The sequence below is a fragment of the Massilia sp. CF038 genome (assembly GCF_900129765.1).
Lineage (GTDB): Bacteria > Pseudomonadota > Gammaproteobacteria > Burkholderiales > Burkholderiaceae_D > Telluria_A.
This window is the reverse complement of record NZ_FQWU01000004.1, coordinates 217,101-235,213: the sequence shown is the minus strand read 5'-3', so window position 1 is coordinate 235,213 and position 18,113 is coordinate 217,101. Positions and strand designations below refer to the sequence as shown.

General features: G+C 62.8%; 20 protein-coding genes. 16 read left to right on the top strand and 4 right to left on the bottom strand.

The genetic code is table 11. The annotated features are described in order from the left end of the window. The first annotated feature begins 183 nt into the window (after nucleotides 1-183). Together BUC24_RS22465 and hrcA are read left to right on the top strand one after the other, a co-directional pair. On the top strand, nucleotides 184-900 hold the full coding sequence (locus BUC24_RS22465) for an HAD family hydrolase (RefSeq protein WP_073222242.1): 717 nt from the start codon (nucleotides 184-186) through the stop codon (nucleotides 898-900). An 80-nt stretch (nucleotides 901-980) separates the two neighbouring features. Next, nucleotides 981-1,997 carry a heat-inducible transcriptional repressor HrcA gene (hrcA, locus tag BUC24_RS22460; protein ID WP_073222240.1) on the top strand — a complete coding sequence of 339 codons (1,017 nt, stop codon included), beginning with the start codon at nucleotides 981-983 and terminating at the stop codon, nucleotides 1,995-1,997. Nucleotides 1,998-2,005: 8 nt separating this feature from the next. Here the strand turns inward: hrcA and fur are convergent, their stop codons facing one another. Then, nucleotides 2,006-2,434, bottom strand: a complete 429-nt coding sequence (gene fur, locus BUC24_RS22455) for a ferric iron uptake transcriptional regulator (RefSeq protein WP_073222238.1) — start codon at nucleotides 2,432-2,434, stop codon at nucleotides 2,006-2,008. Between the two features lie 90 nt (nucleotides 2,435-2,524). On the opposite strand from fur, the gene BUC24_RS22450 reads away from it, so the two are divergent. Genes BUC24_RS22450 through BUC24_RS22430 form a run of 5 tightly spaced genes read left to right on the top strand, consistent with a single transcriptional unit; the run spans nucleotide 2,525 to nucleotide 5,335 of the window. Next, nucleotides 2,525-3,073: an outer membrane protein assembly factor BamE gene (locus BUC24_RS22450; protein ID WP_073222235.1), complete on the top strand. Its 549-nt coding sequence runs from the start codon at nucleotides 2,525-2,527 to the stop codon at nucleotides 3,071-3,073. 16 nt (nucleotides 3,074-3,089) lie between these two features. Continuing rightward, the gene (gene dapB / locus BUC24_RS22445; protein WP_073222233.1) at nucleotides 3,090-3,899 is read left to right on the top strand and encodes a 4-hydroxy-tetrahydrodipicolinate reductase; all 810 of its coding nucleotides are present in this window, start codon (nucleotides 3,090-3,092) and stop codon (nucleotides 3,897-3,899) included. Nucleotides 3,900-3,903: 4 nt separating this feature from the next. After that, nucleotides 3,904-4,575 carry a MotA/TolQ/ExbB proton channel family protein gene (locus BUC24_RS22440; protein WP_073222230.1) on the top strand — a complete coding sequence of 224 codons (672 nt, stop codon included), beginning with the start codon at nucleotides 3,904-3,906 and terminating at the stop codon, nucleotides 4,573-4,575. Nucleotides 4,576-4,584: 9 nt separating this feature from the next. After that, a complete protein-coding gene (locus BUC24_RS22435; protein WP_073222227.1) occupies nucleotides 4,585-5,022 on the top strand; it encodes an ExbD/TolR family protein in 438 nt (145 codons plus the stop codon). Further along, nucleotides 5,009-5,335 carry a barstar family protein gene (locus tag BUC24_RS22430; protein WP_073222224.1) on the top strand — a complete coding sequence of 109 codons (327 nt, stop codon included), beginning with the start codon at nucleotides 5,009-5,011 and terminating at the stop codon, nucleotides 5,333-5,335. The genes BUC24_RS22435 and BUC24_RS22430 overlap by 14 nt, the downstream gene beginning before the upstream one ends. Before the next feature lie 14 nt (nucleotides 5,336-5,349). Here the strand turns inward: BUC24_RS22430 and BUC24_RS22425 are convergent, their stop codons facing one another. The 3 genes from BUC24_RS22425 to BUC24_RS22415 all read right to left on the bottom strand — a co-directional run bounded on the left by BUC24_RS22425 (nucleotide 5,350) and on the right by BUC24_RS22415 (nucleotide 6,994). Continuing rightward, nucleotides 5,350-5,715 carry a VOC family protein gene (locus BUC24_RS22425; RefSeq protein ID WP_073222222.1) on the bottom strand — a complete coding sequence of 122 codons (366 nt, stop codon included), beginning with the start codon at nucleotides 5,713-5,715 and terminating at the stop codon, nucleotides 5,350-5,352. Nucleotides 5,716-5,783: 68 nt separating this feature from the next. Next, complete coding sequence (locus BUC24_RS22420; RefSeq protein WP_073222220.1) at nucleotides 5,784-6,530, bottom strand: helix-turn-helix domain-containing protein; 747 nt, start codon at nucleotides 6,528-6,530, stop codon at nucleotides 5,784-5,786. Between the two features lie 44 nt (nucleotides 6,531-6,574). Next, nucleotides 6,575-6,994, bottom strand: a complete 420-nt coding sequence (locus BUC24_RS22415) for a hypothetical protein (protein WP_073222217.1) — start codon at nucleotides 6,992-6,994, stop codon at nucleotides 6,575-6,577. A gap of 197 nt (nucleotides 6,995-7,191) precedes the next feature. On the opposite strand from BUC24_RS22415, the gene leuS reads away from it, so the two are divergent. From leuS to BUC24_RS22370, 9 genes are all read left to right on the top strand, one after another. Further along, nucleotides 7,192-9,834, top strand: coding sequence for a leucine--tRNA ligase (gene leuS, locus BUC24_RS22410; protein WP_073222214.1), 2,643 nt, complete (start codon nucleotides 7,192-7,194; stop codon nucleotides 9,832-9,834). Between the two features lie 11 nt (nucleotides 9,835-9,845). After that, on the top strand, nucleotides 9,846-10,349 hold the full coding sequence (gene lptE, locus BUC24_RS22405) for an LPS-assembly lipoprotein LptE (RefSeq protein ID WP_073222498.1): 504 nt from the start codon (nucleotides 9,846-9,848) through the stop codon (nucleotides 10,347-10,349). A 9-nt stretch (nucleotides 10,350-10,358) separates the two neighbouring features. After that, nucleotides 10,359-11,375, top strand: coding sequence for a DNA polymerase III subunit delta (gene holA, locus BUC24_RS22400; protein WP_073222212.1), 1,017 nt, complete (start codon nucleotides 10,359-10,361; stop codon nucleotides 11,373-11,375). A gap of 55 nt (nucleotides 11,376-11,430) precedes the next feature. Beyond that, entirely contained in the window at nucleotides 11,431-12,696 is a 1,266-nt protein-coding gene (locus BUC24_RS22395) for a glutamate-5-semialdehyde dehydrogenase (protein ID WP_073222210.1), read from the top strand. A 30-nt stretch (nucleotides 12,697-12,726) separates the two neighbouring features. Continuing rightward, a complete protein-coding gene (locus BUC24_RS22390) occupies nucleotides 12,727-13,137 on the top strand; it encodes a CopD family protein (protein ID WP_073222208.1) in 411 nt (136 codons plus the stop codon). Nucleotides 13,138-13,147: 10 nt separating this feature from the next. After that, nucleotides 13,148-13,747: a 2-hydroxychromene-2-carboxylate isomerase gene (locus BUC24_RS22385; RefSeq protein WP_073222206.1), complete on the top strand. Its 600-nt coding sequence runs from the start codon at nucleotides 13,148-13,150 to the stop codon at nucleotides 13,745-13,747. Nucleotides 13,748-13,998: 251 nt separating this feature from the next. Next, nucleotides 13,999-15,201, top strand: a complete 1,203-nt coding sequence (locus BUC24_RS22380; protein WP_373887983.1) for a THUMP domain-containing class I SAM-dependent RNA methyltransferase — start codon at nucleotides 13,999-14,001, stop codon at nucleotides 15,199-15,201. Next, nucleotides 15,201-16,478: a multidrug effflux MFS transporter gene (locus BUC24_RS22375; RefSeq protein ID WP_143167621.1), complete on the top strand. Its 1,278-nt coding sequence runs from the start codon at nucleotides 15,201-15,203 to the stop codon at nucleotides 16,476-16,478. Before BUC24_RS22380 ends, BUC24_RS22375 begins: the two co-directional genes overlap by 1 nt. 164 nt (nucleotides 16,479-16,642) lie before the next feature. After that, nucleotides 16,643-18,109 carry an HDOD domain-containing protein gene (locus BUC24_RS22370; protein WP_073222201.1) on the top strand — a complete coding sequence of 489 codons (1,467 nt, stop codon included), beginning with the start codon at nucleotides 16,643-16,645 and terminating at the stop codon, nucleotides 18,107-18,109. Nucleotides 18,110-18,113 lie beyond the last annotated feature (4 nt).

Sequence of the window (18,113 nt, the reverse complement as noted above, 5' to 3'; positions counted from 1 at the left end):
GGCGGGCCTGGCTGGCGCCGATGCCGCAGGACTGAACAGGTCGCCATTTTAGTGCATTTGCCAAGCACACGGCTCTTTTGCCTTGTATCCCGTTGTAACCGGGCGCGCCCGTGGCAGGGCGGGGCGATTGATTTTCAACGCCCGTGTCGCTATGCTGGAAGCTTCTGCCTGCTCTCCCTGACCATGAACAGCTTGCCGCGCCGCGAATGGCCCAAGGCCATCTTGTTTGACCTGGACGATACCCTGTGGCCGATCGCGCCCGTGATTTTGCAAGCGGAGCAAAGCTTGCATGACTGGCTGCAGACCCATGCGCCGCGCGTGAGCGACCGCTTTTCGATCGAAAACATGCGCCAGGCGCGCCTGGCCCTGCTGGCCAGCCAGCCCGCGTTCCAGCTTGACCTGGGGGCCTTGCGCCGTGCCGGCCTGAACGCCGCCTTTGAACAGGCAGGCGAAGACCTGGACAAGGTGGAACAAGCGATGGTGCATTTCTTCGCTGCCCGCAATGCCGTGATCCCGTACGACGATGTGCTGCCCGGGCTGCTGCGCCTGAAGGGGCGCGCCCTGCTGGGGTCGATTTCGAACGGTAATGCCGATTTGCAAGCCATTGGCTTGTCGCACCACTTCAAGGTGTCGGTGGCCGCGCACCAGCTCGGCTGTGCGAAACCGGATGCCGCGATTTTTCACGCTGCCTGCGCCGAACTCGGTGTCGACCCGGCTGACGCCGTGTATGTGGGCGACGACGTGCTGCTCGATGTGCAGGGCGCCCAGCAGGCGGGCTTGCGCGCGGTCTGGCTCAACCGCACTGGCAGCAGCAAGCACCTCGAACATGGGGTGGTGCCGGACGCCATTTGCGCCAATTTTGACGAGCTGCTTGACTGGCTGCGGCGCGAACACGGCTGACGGACGCCTTTTGTCGCCGCCGCGCCTGCTGAACGTGCATAATAGGGCGATGAACCGCCGCTTCCGCCTCTTTTAGAATCATGCAACTCGAACCCCGCGCTCAAACCTTGCTTAAAGCCCTGGTCGAACGGTATATCGCCGACGGCCAGCCGGTGGGCTCGCGCGCGCTGTCCAAGATCTCCGGACTGGACCTGTCGCCTGCCACCATCCGCAACATCATGGCCGACCTGGAGGAAATGGGGTATGTGGCCAGCCCCCATACCTCGGCCGGCCGGGTGCCGACCCCGCGCGGCTACCGCATTTTTGTCGATACCCTGCTCACGGTGCAGCATCTGGATGAACACGCGGTCGAGTCGCGCATTGCCTTGCCCTCCCAGCAGCCCCAGAAAATCATTTCGAACGCGGCCCAGATGCTGTCGTCGCTGTCGCAGTTCGCCGGCGTGGTGCTCAGTCCGCGGCGCGAATCGGTGTTCCAGCAGATCGAATTTTTGCGCCTGTCCGAAAAGCGCATCCTGCTCGTCATTGTCGACCCGCGCGGCGACGTGCATAACCGCCTGCTGCTGACCGAAGCCGATTACACCCCGACCCAGCTGATCCAGTCGGCCAATTACATCAACCAGAATTATGGCGGCTTGTCGTTCGACGATGTGCGCAGCCGCCTGTCGGGCGAGCTGCGCCAGCTGCGCGACGACATGGGGCGCCTGATGGCCGCCGCCGTGGAAGCAGGCAGCGAAGCCATGGCCGACCATTCGGACGATATGGTCATTTCCGGCGAGCGCAATCTGCTCAGCGTGGCCGATTTGTCGTCCAACATGACGTCGCTGCGCCAGATGTTCGACATGTTTGAGCAAAAAACTGGCCTGATGCAGCTGCTCGATGTGTCGAGCAAGGCCACCGGGGTGCAGATTTTCATCGGGGGCGAGTCGAACCTGGTGCCCATGGATGAAATGAGCGTGGTCACCGCCCCTTACGAGGTCAATGGCAAGATTGTCGGCACGCTGGGGGTGATCGGCCCCACCCGCATGGCGTACGAGCGGGTGATTCCGATTGTCGACATCACGGCCAAGCTGCTTTCAAGCGCGCTCAGCCACCAGTAAGCGCGGGCTCAGCCCTTGTGCGGGCAAGCCGGCTTGACGCAATTGCCGTAGATGGCCAGCGCATGTTCGGCAATTTTGAAGCCGCGCTCGACCGCCACCTTGTGCTGGCGCGATTCGATTTCTTCGTCGTAAAACTCTTCTACCCGGCCGCAATCGAGACACACCAGATGGTCGTGGTGGGAACCGGCATTGAGTTCAAAGATGGCCTTGCCGGTTTCGAAGTGATTGCGGTTGAGCAGGCCAGCCTGCTCAAACTGCGTCAATACGCGGTACACGGTGGCGAGCCCGACGTCCATATTTTCGGTCAGCAAAATCTTGTACACGTCTTCCGCCGTCAGGTGCCGCACCTCGCTGTTCTGGAAAATTTCCAGAATTTTCAGACGGGGAAGGGTGGCTTTCAGGCCGCTGGCTTTCAGGTCGCTTGGGTTGTTACTCATGTTTGTTACTCGTATATTGGCGTAGTGCTTTATCATATAGCGTTTTAGACGGGGGCGCCTAGCCTTCCGTTCAACGTTTCGAGGTCATCTATGCGTGTCGATACTGCCGTTTTGCACCGTTTTAGCTCCCGCGCCCCTCTGGTGGCGGTCCTGGTTTGCGCCGCGCTGGCCCTGGGCGGCTGCGCGTCCGGCAGCCGCGCCCGTTCGGCGGCACCGATCAGTTCGGAAGCAGGCGCCCAGACCGTGCAGGCCAGCAAACTGCAGAAATTCTTCTGGATTTTCTCGCCGTATCGCCCGGACATTCAACAAGGCAACTTCATTTCGAAGGAAATGCTCGAGCAGCTGCAGGTCGGCCAGACCCGCGCCCAGGTCCAGTTCATCCTGGGCACGCCGCTGCTGGTCGATATTTTCCATGCCGAGCGCTGGGACTATCCCTTCTACCTGGCGCGCGGCGACGGTGAGCTGACCAGCGCCCGCGTGAGCATTTACTTCAAGGATAACAAGGTCGAACGTTTCGAAGGCGGCAACCTGCCGACCGAGCGTGAATACATCGACCGCATTGCCGGTCCGACCACCGCGACCGCCAAGGAAGCGCCGAAGAAGGAAGAGCCGGCCAACATGATTCAAATCAGCAAATAAAGCGCCCGGGACCAGCATGACGCAACTGAAAATCGCCGTAGCCGGCGCCAGCGGCCGCATGGGCCGCATGTTGATCGAAGCGATCGCCGCCGCCCCCGATGCCGTGCTCACGGGCGCGCTTGATGTGGCTGGTTCGCCCGCCATTGGCAGCGATGCCGGTGCGTTTTCCGGTCAGCTGACCGGAGTGGCGATCCAGTCCGATCTGGCGCTCGGCCTGGCCGACTGCGATTACCTGATCGACTTTACCCGGCCTGAAGGCACGCTGACCCATCTGGCTTACTGCGCCGCGCACGGGATCAAGCTGATCATCGGCACCACCGGCTTTGATGACGCCGGCAAGGCCGCCATTGCGGCAGCTGCCGAAAAGACCGCCATTCTGTTCGCGCCCAACATGAGCGTGGGGGTGAATGTCACGCTCAAGCTGCTGGAACTGGCGGCAAAAAGCTTGTCCGAAGGCTTCGATATCGAAATCATCGAGGCGCATCACCGCCACAAGGTCGATGCGCCGTCCGGCACTGCCCTGAAAATGGGCGAAGTCATTGCCGACGCGCTGGGACGCGACCTCAAGCAATGCGCCGTGTACGGGCGCGAAGGCGTCACTGGGGAACGCGATCCATCGACCATCGGCTTTGCCACCATTCGTGGCGGCGACATCGTCGGTGACCACACGGTGCTGTTTGCCGGCAGCGGCGAACGGATTGAGATCAGCCATAAATCGAGCAGCCGCGTCACCTACGCGCACGGCGCCCTGCGCGCGGCGCGCTTCCTTGCCGCCCAGCCGCACGGCTTGTTCGACATGCAGGATGTGCTGTCCCTGAAAGGCTAAGCCCATGCAGGACGCCCTCACGCTGTCGGACAACCATTTCAGCATTGCCCGTTACTGGCAGCAGGGCGACGCCATCAGCCATGCCGTGGCGTACTTGCTGCTGGCCATGTCGCTGTTGAGCTGGTTCATTCTCTTTGCCAAGGCCTTCAGCAGCTGGCGCGTGCGCCGCGCAGCCCCGGCGCTGGATGCATTCTGGGCGGCGCCCACCTTGCAGGATGGTATTGCATTGCTGACCCTGGCCGACCGCGAAGGCGTGTATGCGCCGCTGGCAAGCGAAGCCCTGGCCCATTCGGCCGGCGGCGCCAATCTGGCTGGCGAAATGAATCGCGAGGAACAGGTGGTGCGGGTGCTGCGCCTGCAGATCAACCGCGCCACCCACCGCATCGAGAGCGGGCTGACCGTGCTGGCCTCGATTGGCGCAACAGCACCCTTCGTCGGTTTGCTGGGCACAGTGTGGGGCATTTACCATGCGCTGGCCAATGTCTCGACCGCAGGCACAGTGCAGATCGACAAGATTGCCGGCCCGGTCGGCGAAGCCTTGATCATGACCGGCTTCGGGCTGGTGGTAGCCATTCCTGCCGTTCTGGCGTATAACACCTTGAACCGGCTGAACCGGATCACGATGTCCGAACTGGACGGTTTTGCCCACGATTTGCAATCCTACTTCACCAAATAAGCGGCCAGCATGAGCTTTGGCGCCTTCAATCCACAGCGGCAGCACTCGATGATGAGCGACATTAACGTCACGCCCATGGTCGACGTGATGCTGGTGCTGCTGGTGATTTTCATCATTACTGCACCCATGTTCACGCATGCGGTCAAGCTGGATTTGCCGCAGGCGCAGGCGGCCGTGGCCCAGCAAGATCCCGATACCATCACCATTGCGATCGACGCCGATGGGGTGCTGTACTGGGAGCAGGACAAGGTTTCCGCTGCCGAACTCGACACGCGCATGACGCAGGCGGCCGTGGGCACGACCCAGCCCGAACTGCAATTGCGGGTGGACAAGAATACCCGTTACGACGCCGTGGCCCAAGTCATGGCGGCGGCCCAGTCGCATGGCTTGACCAGGCTGGGCTTTGTGACCGATCCGAAGAAGGAGAACACCAATGGCAAGCGCTGAATTGAACGGAGCCGCGATCCTGGGCTGGGACACTTTTCACAGCGAAAGCCGGGCCGCCTTTGGTTTTCCCGATTTTTACGCCAACACCATGGACGCCTGGGTCGACTCGCTGAGCTACCTGCGCGACGAAGACGGCATGACCCGCTTCCGTCTCAAACCCAACGAAGTGCTGGAGATCGTGGTCAAGGATGCGGCGCAGATGCGCGAGCGGGTGCCGGACCTGCTCGACGAAATGACCTTCTGCATTGCCGGCATCAACGAACGGTACGAAGACTACGGCGAAAAGCCGGCGCTGGCGCTGGTGCTCAAGTAAGGCACAAATCCAGTTCAGCGCACGGCCGCCAGGTCGAAATGGGGGTTGTAGATCAGCCCCAGCAGATTGCCAAACGGATCGGCCAGATCCACCACCCGAATCGCCTCGCCCACGTCCTGCACCGGTGTGTGCACGCTTGCGCCCAGGGCGACAATGCGCGCCACCTCGGCCTCGATATCGTCCACACCCCAATACACATTGGCGCCGTTCACGCCGGGCGTGCCGTCGGGTACCAGGCCCAGTTCGAAGCCGCCGATGGCAAAGCCCACGTAGAAGGGCTGGTCGAAGTAGGGCGCCTGGCCAAACACCTCGCTGTACCAGGCTTTGGCCTTGGCCAGATCGGTGACGGGATAGACTGTTGTGCGCAAACCGTGAATCATGCCGCTCTCCTTTGCTGAAAGTCCCAGTGTGCCAGCCCGCGCCGGCGCTGTCTTGTAAAAATGGAAGATCAGGCTGGGGCGAAGGTGAGCGGCGCGCTGCCGGACAGGGCGCGAAACTCATGGACCATGTGCGGCTGGTCGTAATAGCCGGCGGCCAGGGCCAGTGCGGCCAGATCGGGCGCGCTGGTATTGCGGATGGCCGCGCTGGCGTGCTGAAAACGGCACACGCGCGCAAACAGTTTGGCCGGCAAGCCCACGCGGGCGCGGAACTGGCTGGCCAGGTGCTGGCGCGACACACCCAGGGTCGTGGCCAGCGCCTCGATGCGGATGGCGCCATGGCTGCGTTCGATGGCGTGCACGGCGGCGTCGACCAGGCCGGCGCGCGGCGCTGCCTCACGCAGGCGCTGCAGGAGCAATTGTTCGATGGCGGCCAGGGCTTGCAGATCGGTCAGGGGGCGCGACCAGAGTGCATCGGCAAAGCGCGCTGCCGCGCCTGGCTCCCACAGATCGTTCAGGGCCGGGTGCAGATCGGTCAGCGCATCCAGAGGGATGGGGAAGAAGTGGGCGGCGGCGCCGGGCTTGAAGCGCACCGCGATGATGCGCGCCGGGCGCGAAAACGGGACCGTGATCGCGTGGCTCATCATGCCTGCCACGCTGCCGTGCGGATCGCCGTCGTGCCACAGGATGTCGATGCAGTTGTCTGGCAAGACCCGGTGTGTGCTGACCTGCGTTTGCGCCGGGACCATGCAGGTCCAGAGGCAGGCCAGATAGGGAGCCAGGGCAGGGCAGGGCGGGTATTCCTGGTAAAGAACCATGGGCGCTTGCTTCAGTAGAAGGTCGCGCCATTTTACCTGCCGAATTAAGGAACGAGGAGCTTGATGACGGCGGCGAGGGTACCCATTTGCAGTGCGATTACCAACCCAAAAAGCCACCGATGCACGGCCAGCTCGTATTCCAAGGCACCGATACGTGCTTCCAGCTTGTCGATTTTGGCGCTAAGGTCGGCCCGAACAATTTCGATCTTGGCGTTAAGCTCGGCCCGAACAGCTTCGATCTTGGCACTGAGCTCGGTACACTTGCTGTCCATTCGATCCGCAAGCCGCTGCGCCGATTGTTCGATCTCCCCTCTGAGATTGCTTTCGACCTTTTTTAGGTCGCTGCAAAATACAACTTCCGTCATCACCTGACCGAGTGCTTTGGCGTGTACTGCTGCTTGTTCTTTGCCGACGCCGGCATTGGTGAGCTCTTGTTCATAGTGGATGGCATTAAATGTACTCATATCGGGCCCTTCCTGTGGAATTGAGCCAATGTTCGGCACTGGCCGCCGGTCCGCTCCTCACTTCGAACCCTTATTAGACCGCGCCGCAGCGTCATCGTTCAGCTATTCCAGAGCGCCTCGCCCAAGCCCAGCCCGTACCAGTATAATGACCGGTTCATATTCACTTTTAGCCGGGCTACGCCTGGACGCATATCACCATGCAAGATAAATATAGTCCCGCCGACGTCGAACAAGCCGCCCAATCGCACTGGAAGGCCATTGATGCCTACAAAGCGGTGGAAAACGACCCGCGTTTCCCCAAAGGCAAGTATTACGCTTGCTCGATGCTGCCTTACCCTTCGGGCAAGCTGCACATGGGCCACGTGCGCAACTATACGATCAACGATGTGATGTACCGCTACCTGCGCATGAACGGCTACAACGTGCTCATGCCGATGGGCTGGGATGCGTTCGGCATGCCGGCTGAAAACGCGGCCATGCAAAACAAGGTGCCGCCGGCGCAATGGACTTACTCGAACATCGCCCACATGAAGGAGCAGATGGAGTCGATGGGCCTGGCGATCGACTGGTCGCGCGAAATGACGGCCTGCACCCCCGAGTACTACAAGTGGAACCAGTGGATGTTCCTCAAGATGCTGGAAAAAGGCATCATCTACAAGAAAACCGGCACTGTGAACTGGGATCCGGTCGACCAGACCGTGCTGGCCAACGAGCAAGTGGTCGACGGCAAGGGCTGGCGTTCCGGCGCGCCGATCGAAAAGCGCGAAATCCCGATGTACTACGCGCGCATTACCGATTACGCCGACGAACTGCTCGACTATGTCGACAACAAGCTGCCAGGCTGGCCGGAACGCGTGCGCGTGATGCAGGCCAACTGGATCGGCAAGTCGGTGGGCGTGCGCTTTGCCTTCCCGCACACCATCGCCGCTGCCAACGGTGAGCTGATCAACGACGGCAAGCTGTACGTGTTTACCACCCGCGCCGATACCATCATGGGCGTGACCTTCTGCGCCGTGGCGCCGGAACACGCGCTGGCGCAGCACGCTGCGCAAAACAACCCGGCACTGGCTGCCTTCATCGCCGAGTGCAAACTGGGCAGCGTGATCGAAGCGGACATGGCAACGATGGAAAAGAAGGGCATGCCGACCGGCCTGTTCGTCACCCATCCATTGACTGGCGATCAGGTGGAAGTCTGGGTTGGCAACTACGTGCTGATCACCTACGGCGACGGCGCCGTGATGGGCGTGCCTGCCCACGACGAACGCGATTTCGCCTTCGCCAAAAAATACGCGCTGCCGATCAAGCAGGTGGTGGCAGTCGAAGGCAAGGAATTTTCGCTGGACGGCTGGCAGGAGTGGTACGGCGACAAGGAAGCTGGCCTGTGCATCAACTCCGGCAAGTACGACGGGCTCGATCACATCGCCGCCGTGCATGCGATTGCGGGCGACCTGGCGTCCCAGAACCTGGGTGACAAAAAAGTCACCTTCCGCCTGCGCGACTGGGGCATTTCGCGCCAGCGCTACTGGGGCACTCCGATTCCGATGATCCACTGCGAACATTGCGGTACCGTGCCGGTTCCGGAAAAGGATCTGCCAGTGGTGCTGCCGGAAGACTGCGTGCCGGATGGCAGCGGCAACCCGCTCAACAAATACGAAGCCTTCCTCAAGTGCGACTGCCCGCAGTGCGGCAAACCGGCGCGGCGCGAGACTGACACCATGGATACCTTCGTCGACTCGTCCTGGTACTACATGCGCTATACCTCGCCAGGCAGCAAGGACGCCATGGTCGACGCGCGCAACGATTACTGGATGCCGATGGACCAGTACATCGGCGGTATTGAACACGCCGTCATGCACTTGCTGTATGCGCGCTTCTGGACCAAGATCATGCGTGACATGGGCCTGGTCAAGTTCGATGAGCCGTTCGTCAATCTGCTCACCCAGGGCATGGTGCTCAACGAGACCTACTACCGCGAAGACGACAGCAGCAAGAAGACCTGGTATAACCCGGCCGAAGTCGATCTGACGCTGGACGACAAGGGCCGTCCGCAAGGCGCGACCCTGCAGGCGGACGGCAATCCGGTGCGCATTGGTGGCACCGAAAAAATGTCGAAGTCGAAGAACAACGGCATTGACCCGCAAGCGCAGATCCAGCAGTACGGCGCCGACACCGCGCGGCTGTTTACCATGTTCGCCGCACCGCCGGAGCAAACGCTCGAGTGGTCCGATACCGGCGTTGAAGGCGCCAGCCGCTTCCTGCGCCGCGTGTGGGCCTTCGGCCACGCTCAGTCGGGCCGCATCGGCGCGGCACTGGCCAACAGCACCAAGGCCGATTTCAGCGAAGCGCACAAGACGCTGCGGCGCGAACTGCACAAGATCCTGCAGCAGGCTGACTACGACCTGAAACGCATCCAGTACAACACCGTGGTGTCGGCCTGCATGAAGATGCTCAACATGATGGAGTCGGCCAAGCTGGAAGACGGCCCTGCCACCGATGCCGTCATCGCCGAAGGCTTCTCGATCTTCCTGCGCGTGCTCAATCCGGTCGCGCCGCACATCACCCATGTGCTGTGGCAGGAGCTGGGCTACGGCACCGCGCACGGCGACATTCTCGACGTGCAGTGGCCGCAGGTCGACCCGGCTGCGCTGGAACAGGCCGAAATCGAGATGATGATCCAGGTGAATGGCAAGCTGCGTGGCTCGATCAAGGTGGCCAAGGATGCCGACAAGGCCAGCATCGAAGCGCAGGCGCTCGCTTGCGAGGCGGTGCAGAAGTACATCGAGACGCCGCCGAAAAAGGTGATCGTCGTTCCCGGCAAGTTGATCAGCATCGTGGTCTGAACAGGATGAACATGAGCGCCTTTCGCAAACTGGTCCTGATGCTGGCGGTGCTGGCATCGCTGTCGGCCTGCGGCTTTCAGCTGCGTGGTTCAAACGGCGAATACCGCATGCCATTCAAGAGCATCTATCTGAACTTCCCGGATACGTCGGCCCTGGGCATCGAGTTGCGGCGCAATCTGCGCGGCGGCGATATGGTCGAGGTGGTGACCGATGCGACCCAGGCGCAAGCGCAGTTCGACGTGGTGTCGGAAGCACGCGGCAAGCAGATTCTGTCGCTCAAGGGCCAGGGCCGGGTAGGCGAGTACCTGCTGACCTACACCGTGGTATTCAAGGTCAGCGATGCCAACGGCCGGACGCTGCTGCCGCCGACGGAAATCACGCTCAAGCGCTCGTTGCCATTCGATGAGCGCCAAATCCTGGCCAAGGAATCGGAAGAAGTACTGCTGTTCCGCGATATGCAGAGCGACCTGGTGCAGCAGATCCTGCGCCGCATGACGGCCATCAAGGCGCAGTGAGGATGGGCGATGCAGCTGCGCATTGATGCACTCGACGGCCACCTGGCCAAGACGATTGCGCCGCTGTATGTGATCAGCAGCGACGAGCATCTGCTCGCGCTCGAGGCGGCCGACAAGATCCGGCGCGCCGCGCGTGCCGGTGGCTATTCGGAGCGCGACGTGCTGACCGTTGAACGCACCTTCAAGTGGGGCGAACTGCTCGCTGCCAACCAGGCGCTGTCGCTGTTTGGCGACAAGAAGCTGATCGAGCTGCGCATCCCCAGTGGCAAGCCGGGCAAGGATGGCGGCGCCGCCTTGCAAGCCTATGCCAAGGATCTCAGTCCCGACAACCTGACCCTGATCACCCTGCCCAAGCTGGACTGGCAAACCGCCAAGGCAGCCTGGGTGGCCAGCCTGCAGCAGGCTGCCGTCTATATCGAAATTCCCAGCATCGAGCGAGCCCAGTTGCCGGCCTGGATCGGCAACCGTCTGGCCGCCCAAGGGCAAAGCGCCGACCGCCAGGGCCTGGACTTCATCGCCGACCGGGTCGAGGGCAATCTGCTGGCCGCGCACCAGGAGATTCAAAAACTGGGTCTGCTGCACGAGCCGGGGCGCTTGAGCTTCGAGCAGATCCACGATGCGGTACTGAATGTGGCGCGCTACGATGTGTTCAAGCTGTCCGAAGCGATGCTGGCGGGCGACCCCGCGCGCCTGGTGCGCATGCTCGAGGGCTTGAAGGGTGAAGGCGAGGCGCTGCCGCTGGTTTTGTGGGCCGTCGCCGAAGAAATCCGGACGCTGTTAAAATTGAAATCCGGGATGGCGCAGGGCAGGCCGCTTGGCGTGCTGCTCAAGGAGTACCGCATCTGGGGTCCGAAAGAGCGCATGATGGAGCCGGCCTTGCGCCGCATTTCGCTGGCAACGCTGGAACAGGCCCTGCAGGACGCCGCCCAGGTCGACAAAATGATCAAGGGCTTGCGCGCACCGGCGTTTGCGGGCGACGCCTGGGATGCGATGCTGCAGCTGGCGCTGAAGGTCGTCCGCGGCTGATTCACCCTGGTGCGGACAAGCGTGTCCGCATCCGCTCTTTTTACGGCAGCACACAATGAACATCACCGAATACATGCAATCCGTCGGCCAGCGCGCACGCAGTGCGTCGCGCGCCATGGCCCGTGCCGACAGCGCCACCCGCAACCGCGCCCTGACCCTGATCGCCGACGCCATCGTGCGCGATCAGGCGCTGCTGCGGGCAGCCAACCAGCTTGACCTCGATGCCGCCCAGGCAGCGGGCCTGGCACCGGCCATGCTGGACCGGCTGGCCTTGTCGGACGCGGCCATCGCCACCATGGTGGAAGGCTTGCGCCAGATCGTCTCGCTGGCTGACCCGATTGGTGAAATCTCGAACATGAAGTTCCGTCCCAGCGGGATCCAGGTCGGGCAAATGCGTGTGCCGCTGGGCGTGATTGGCATCATTTACGAAGCGCGTCCGAACGTCACGGTGGACGCGGCCGGCCTGTGCATCAAGAGCGGCAACGCCACCATTTTGCGGGGCGGCTCGGAAGCCATTCATTGCAACCGCGCCCTGGCGAAAATTGTCGCGGAAGGCTTGCAAGGCGCCGGTCTGCCGGCCGACGGCGTGCAGATTGTCGACACCACCGACCGCGCTGCCGTGGGCGCGCTGATCACCATGCCGCAGTACGTGGACGTGATCGTGCCGCGCGGCGGCAAGGGCCTGATCGCGCGTCTGATGGAAGAAGCCACGGTCCCCATGATCAAGCACCTGGACGGCATCTGCCACCTGTACATCGATGCCAAGGCCGACCTGGCCAAGGCGCTGCCGATCGCGTTCAACGCCAAATGCCACCGCTACGGCACCTGCAACACCATGGAAACGCTGCTGGTGGCGCGGGCCATTGCGCCCACCGTGCTGCCGCAGCTGGCCGCACTGTACGCCACCAAGCAGGTGGAACTGCGCGCCGATCCGGAAGCGCATGCCATCCTGGCTGGCTACGCCCATCTGGCGCACGCCACCGAAGAAGACTGGCGCACCGAATACCTGGCGCCGATCCTGGCGGTCAAGGTGGTGGCCGATATTGACGAAGCGATCGAGCATATCAACACCTGGTCGTCCAAGCATACCGAGTCGATTGTCACCGAAGACTATAGCGACGCGCTGCGCTTCTTGCGTGAAGTCGATTCGGCCTCGGTGATGGTCAATGCTTCGACCCGCTTTGCCGACGGCTTCGAGTACGGCCTGGGCGCTGAAATCGGTATTTCCAACGACAAGCTGCATGCGCGCGGCCCGGTCGGACTGGAAGGGCTGACCTCGCTCAAGTACGTGGTGTTCGGCCACGGCGAAATTCGCAACTGACACCCGCACAACCCTTTCACAGGAAGCCCCATGCTCTGGATTAAAGCCTTTCACATTTTCTTTGTCGCCTCGTGGTTTGCCGCGCTGCTGTACCTGCCGCGCATTTTCGTGAACCTGGCCATGGAAACCGACCCCACCGCGAATGCACGCCTGCTGCTCATGGCGCGCAAGCTGTACCGCTTCTCCATGTATCTGTCCGTGCCGGCCGTGCTGCTGGGGGCGTGGCTGTGGCTCGGTTATGGCTTCAAGGGGGGCTGGCTGCATGCCAAGCTGACCCTGGTGGTGCTGGCAATTGGCTACAACCATGCTTGCGGCTCGATCCTGACCAAGTTTGAAAAAGGCGTCAACAAGCGCTCGCACAAGTGGTTCCGCATCTTTAACGAGGTGCCGGCCTTCCTGCTGCTGGCGATCGTGATCCTGGTTGTGGTCAAGCCGTTCTGAAGGGCGCCCGATGAGCAAGACAATCACCTACTACATGACGCCCTTGTCGCCGTGGACCTACCTGGGGCATGCGCGGCTGGTGGCGCTGGCTGAGTGCAAGGGCGCGCCGGTGGACATCAAACCGGTCGATCTGGGACGGGTGTTCAGCGTGTCGGGTGGGCTGCCGCTGGCCAAACGCACGCCGCAGCGCCAGGCTTACCGCCTGCTCGAGATGGCGCGCGTGGCTGCCCATCTTGGTTTGCCGATGAACGTACAGCCGGTGTTCTTTCCGGTGCCGCCAGATGCAGCGGCCAAGCTGATCATCGCCGCGCGCACCAGCCTGGGCGCCGATGCAGCGCTGGCGCTCGCAGGCGCGATCATGCGCGCGCTGTGGGCGGAAGAAAAGAATATCTCGGATGAAGACACGCTGGTGCAAGTGGCCGATCTGCTGGGCTACGATGGGCGTATGCTGATGAAGTCGGCGCAGACGGCCGGGGTGCAGGAACAGCTGGACAAGAATACCGATGAAGCGATCGCCGCGAATGTGTTTGGCGCACCGTGGTATGTGGTCGACGGCGAAGGCTTCTGGGGACAGGACCGGCTTGACTTTGTCGAGCGCGCGCTCGGTTAAGCACGAAAGAGTAAGTGCTACATCGCCCTCGCGGAGGCGGGGGCCTATACCACTTCGCCGACTTCGGTAACATGGTATAGGCCCCCGCCTCCGCGAGGGCGATGTGGTGGTTGATTTTGGATTTTAGTTGACATCGTCCTCGCGAAGGCGGGGACCCATGCCACGTTACCGGATTCGGGGGACGTGGCATAGGCCCCCGCCTCCGCGAGGGCGATGTGGTGGTTTTTTTATAACGGATAAAGGGTACACCCATGGCTTCATTTTTCTGTCCTTGCCCGCGCGGCATGGAAGCGGCACTGGCTGAAGAGCTGGGCGAAATCGCACTGACCAGCAGCACCATGAAGGTGCACAACCAGGTGCCAGGCGGCGTACATTGCTCGGGCGACGTGACCGACTCGTACCGCATCAATCTGCACTCGCGCATCGCGTCGCGAGTTCTGATGCGCATGGCGCACCAGAGCTACAACAACGAAAACGACATTTACGACCTGACCCTGGCGCAGCCATGGGAAGACTGGTTCGACGTCGACCATACGATCCGGGTCGACGTGACCGCGGTCAAGTCGCCCCTGCGCAGTCTGGAATTCACCACCCTCAAGATCAAGGATGCGATCTGCGACCGCTTCCGCGACCAGTTCAACAAGCGCCCCTCGGTCAATACGCGCGAGCCGGACATGCGCATTGTCGGCTTCCTGGATGCGCGCAATTTCACGCTGTATCTCGATACCTCGGGCGAGGCGCTGTTCAAGCGCGGCTGGCGCGAGGAAACGGGCGACGCGCCGCTGCGCGAGAACCTCGCGGCCGGCATGCTGCGCGTGGCCGGCTGGAAGCCTGGCACGGTGCTGTTCGATCCCATGTGCGGTTCCGGTACCATTCTGATTGAAGCCGCCCAGATGGTGCAGGGCATTCCGCCGGGCGCGCGGCGCCGCTTTGCCTTTGAAAAGTTCAACAGCTTCGTGGCCGCGCCCTGGCAAGAGATGAAGAACGCGATCAAGCCGAACCCGCTGCCAACCGAGCCGACCATTTTCGGCAGCGATATTTCGGGCGACATGGTGGCCATGACGCGCCATAACCTGAAAATCGCCGGTGTCATGTTCGATGTGCCGCTCAAGCAGATCGAAGCGCAGGAAGTCAAACCGCCCACCGAACAGCCGGGCATCTTGCTGACCAATCCACCGTATGGCGAGCGGATCGGCGTGCGCGGCGACAGCACGGTGCCGGCCGATGAAATGTCGGTCGCGTTCTATGCCGCGCTGGGCACCACGCTCAAGCAGCGCTTTGCCGGCTGGACCGTGTTCCTGTTTACTGCCGACCTGTCGCTGCCCAAGCTGCTGCGCCTGAAGGAAGCGCGCAAGACGCCGTTCTTCAACGGCGCGCTGGAATGCCGCCTGTTCCGCTTCGACATGGTGGCGGGCTACAACCGCCGCGAAGAAGCCAAACCGAAGCAGAGCTGATGTTCCCGGCCCCGCCTCCCAACCTGCCACCGGACCCGGTCACGCCGGTGCCCTTGCCGGAGGTGCCGCGCCGGCCGCTGCCGGGGCGTACTGCGCTGGCAGTCATGCTGGCGCTGCTGGCGATGCTGGGGCCGTTTTCAATTGATGCCTACCTGCCGGCCTTCCCGCACATTCAAGCCGACCTTGGCGCCTCCGCAGTCGAGGTGCAGCAAACCCTGACCGCCTTCATGCTCGCCTTTGGCGGCATGGCGCTGTGGCACGGCGCGCTGGCGGACGCCTTTGGCCGGCGCAACGTGATTTTGTGCGCCCTGGTGCTGTTCGCCATTGGCACCTTTGGCTGCGCCGCCTCGCATTCGGTCCATTACCTGTGGGTGTTCCGTATCATGCAGGGCGTCTCGGCCGGTGCCGGGGTGGTGGTGGGGCGCGCGATTATTCGCGACCTGTATGCCGATGCCGCCGCCGCGCGCCTGCTGTCGCTGGTAACGATGATCTTCACCATCGCGCCAGCCATTGCGCCCATCCTGGGCGGGATCATTGTGGCAGTGTCGGACTGGCGAACCATCTTTCTGGCGCTGCTGGCGTACACGATCCTGCTGTTCATCTTTTGCTACCGGCGCCTGCCCGAAACGCTGGCGGCGGACAAGCGCCAGCCCTTCAATCCGCGCTTCCTGTGGCAAAGCTATTCGGCCATTTTCAGTTCGCCCCTGTTCCACATGAAGGCCGGTATCGTGGCCCTCAATTTCGGCGGCCTGTTTCTGTATATCTCGTCGGCGCCGGTGATGCTGCCGCAAAGCCTGGGCCTGGGCCCGAGCCAGTTCGGCTGGCTGTTCATTCCGTCCGTGGGCGGCATTTTCCTGGGGGCGCTGGTGGCCAACCGCATTGCCGGCAAGATGAGCTTTGCGCGCCAGATCCGGATCGGCTTCGGCTTCGTGCTCGCTGCCGTCAGCGTCAACGTGCTGTATCACAGCGTGTTCCCGCCAGCCTTGCCCTGGACCGTGCTGCCCCTGTTCTTCTACACCTTTGGCACCTCCATCATCGGTCCCGGTGCCACCTTGCTGGCGCTCGACCTGTTCCCCCACATTCGCGGCACAGTCGCGTCCTGCCAGTCGTTTGCGGTGACCATGTTCGGCGCTCTGGTGTCCGGGCTGATTTCGCCGCTGCTGTCGCACTCGGTGCTGGCGCTGGCGATCGGACAGGCGGTGTTTGCCCTGCTGGCGCTGGCTTTGTGGCTGGGATCTCGTCTATACAAGCGCCGGATGGCACCGAAAATGGCCTGATTGCGTGGCATCGGACAAGTTTTTTTTCGTACGGATATGTTCAGAAGTCAACTTTAGTGTATATATGCTAATCGGCTTTTTGATAATAGTGCGCAAACTATAACGGCGCGGCAGCGATGCTGGCGTGCCGCGTGTCCCACCCCGACCTTGGCGGCAGTGCCTGAATGATGCATCCACCCGACTTTGACATCCGCAATCGCCTGCTGGTTGCCCCATTGCCGGTCATGCCGCAAATCCTGTTCAAGGTCATCGAGCACTTGCAGGCGGACGACCAGGGCATGCGGGAGCTGGCAGCGCTGGTGGGGACCGATCCCGGCCTGACCGCGCGCATGCTGGCCGTGGCCAACAGCCCCGCCTATGGGCGCGGTGGGCGTGAGAGCGATCTGGAACAGGCGCTCGCCACGCTGGGCACCAGCATGATCCTGCAGTTGGCCATCGGTGCCTCGGTGGTGCGCACGCTGGGCCGGTTTCCCCATGCGGGCAGTCTGGACCTGCGCCGTTTCTGGCAGCAGTCGCTGAGCGCCGCCGTGATTGCGCGCGAACTGGCGCGGCGCATGGGCTACCGCCAGCCCGAACAAGCGTACCTGGCGGGATTGCTGCACAACGTGGGCCGTCTGGCGCTGCTGGCCAGCGCCCCCCAGGAATATGCCGCCAACTTCGGCGCGCGGGACGACGAGGCCCTGTGCGCGGCCGAACAGGGCAGCATGCAGATCACGCACGCGGAAGCAGGCGCCTGGCTGATCGCCCGCTGGGATCTGGACAGCGCCCTGGCCGACGCGGTGCTGTATCACCATGAACCGAGCGCCAGTTTGCGCGCCAGCCATACGCTGGTACGCATGGTGCGTCTGGCACACCTGCTGGCCTGCCATGATCTGGCTTGCGTGCCAGCGTCCGAGCTTGATGACGCGCTGGCGCTGTGCGCCTGCACCATGGCGCACGTGGACGAGCTGCGCCAGGCGGGCGCGCAGCAGGTCGGTTTGCTGGCCACGCATCTGGGTATCGCGCTCGACGGCGTTGCCGATTTGAGCGAGCGGCCGGCGGCCGCTGTGCCGTTCGCCGACGCCAGCCAGCGGCGCCTGGGCGCGGAAGGATGCGGTCTGACCCTGGTCAGCGCGGCGGGAACACAGGCAGCGCCAGCGCCGCCGCGCGGCGGGGCCTTTGATTGTGTGCCCCTGATCGAAGCCGTGCAGCGCCAGTTCGTGGCCGATGGCTGCGCCCTGGGCGCGCTCGATCCGGGGCTGTGGATCGCTGGCGAGGCCGCGCCCATGCGCCAGGTGCTGGTGGAACTGGTGATGCACGCGCGCGTCGCCCAGCCTCATGGCGCGCGCATCGTTCTGGGCGCCAGCGGCCAGGTGCGGCGTGATGGCCGCCTGTACGTGGCGCTGACGGTAAGCGATAATGGCCCCTGCCTGGCGCCGGACGCGATCGCCAGCCTGTTTTCCGCGGTGCGCAGTTCGACCTCGGCGCCCCAGCAAGGCCCGGACCTGTCGCATGTGCACGCGCTGGTGCGCCAGATGGGCGGCATGATCAGTTGCCGCAGCGGCCGCGCCGGCACTTCCTTTGAACTTCTGTTGCCCGCCGCTGGCGGCGCAAGCAGCATGGCCGCGCCTGGCGCGCGGCTGATGGACTGACGTA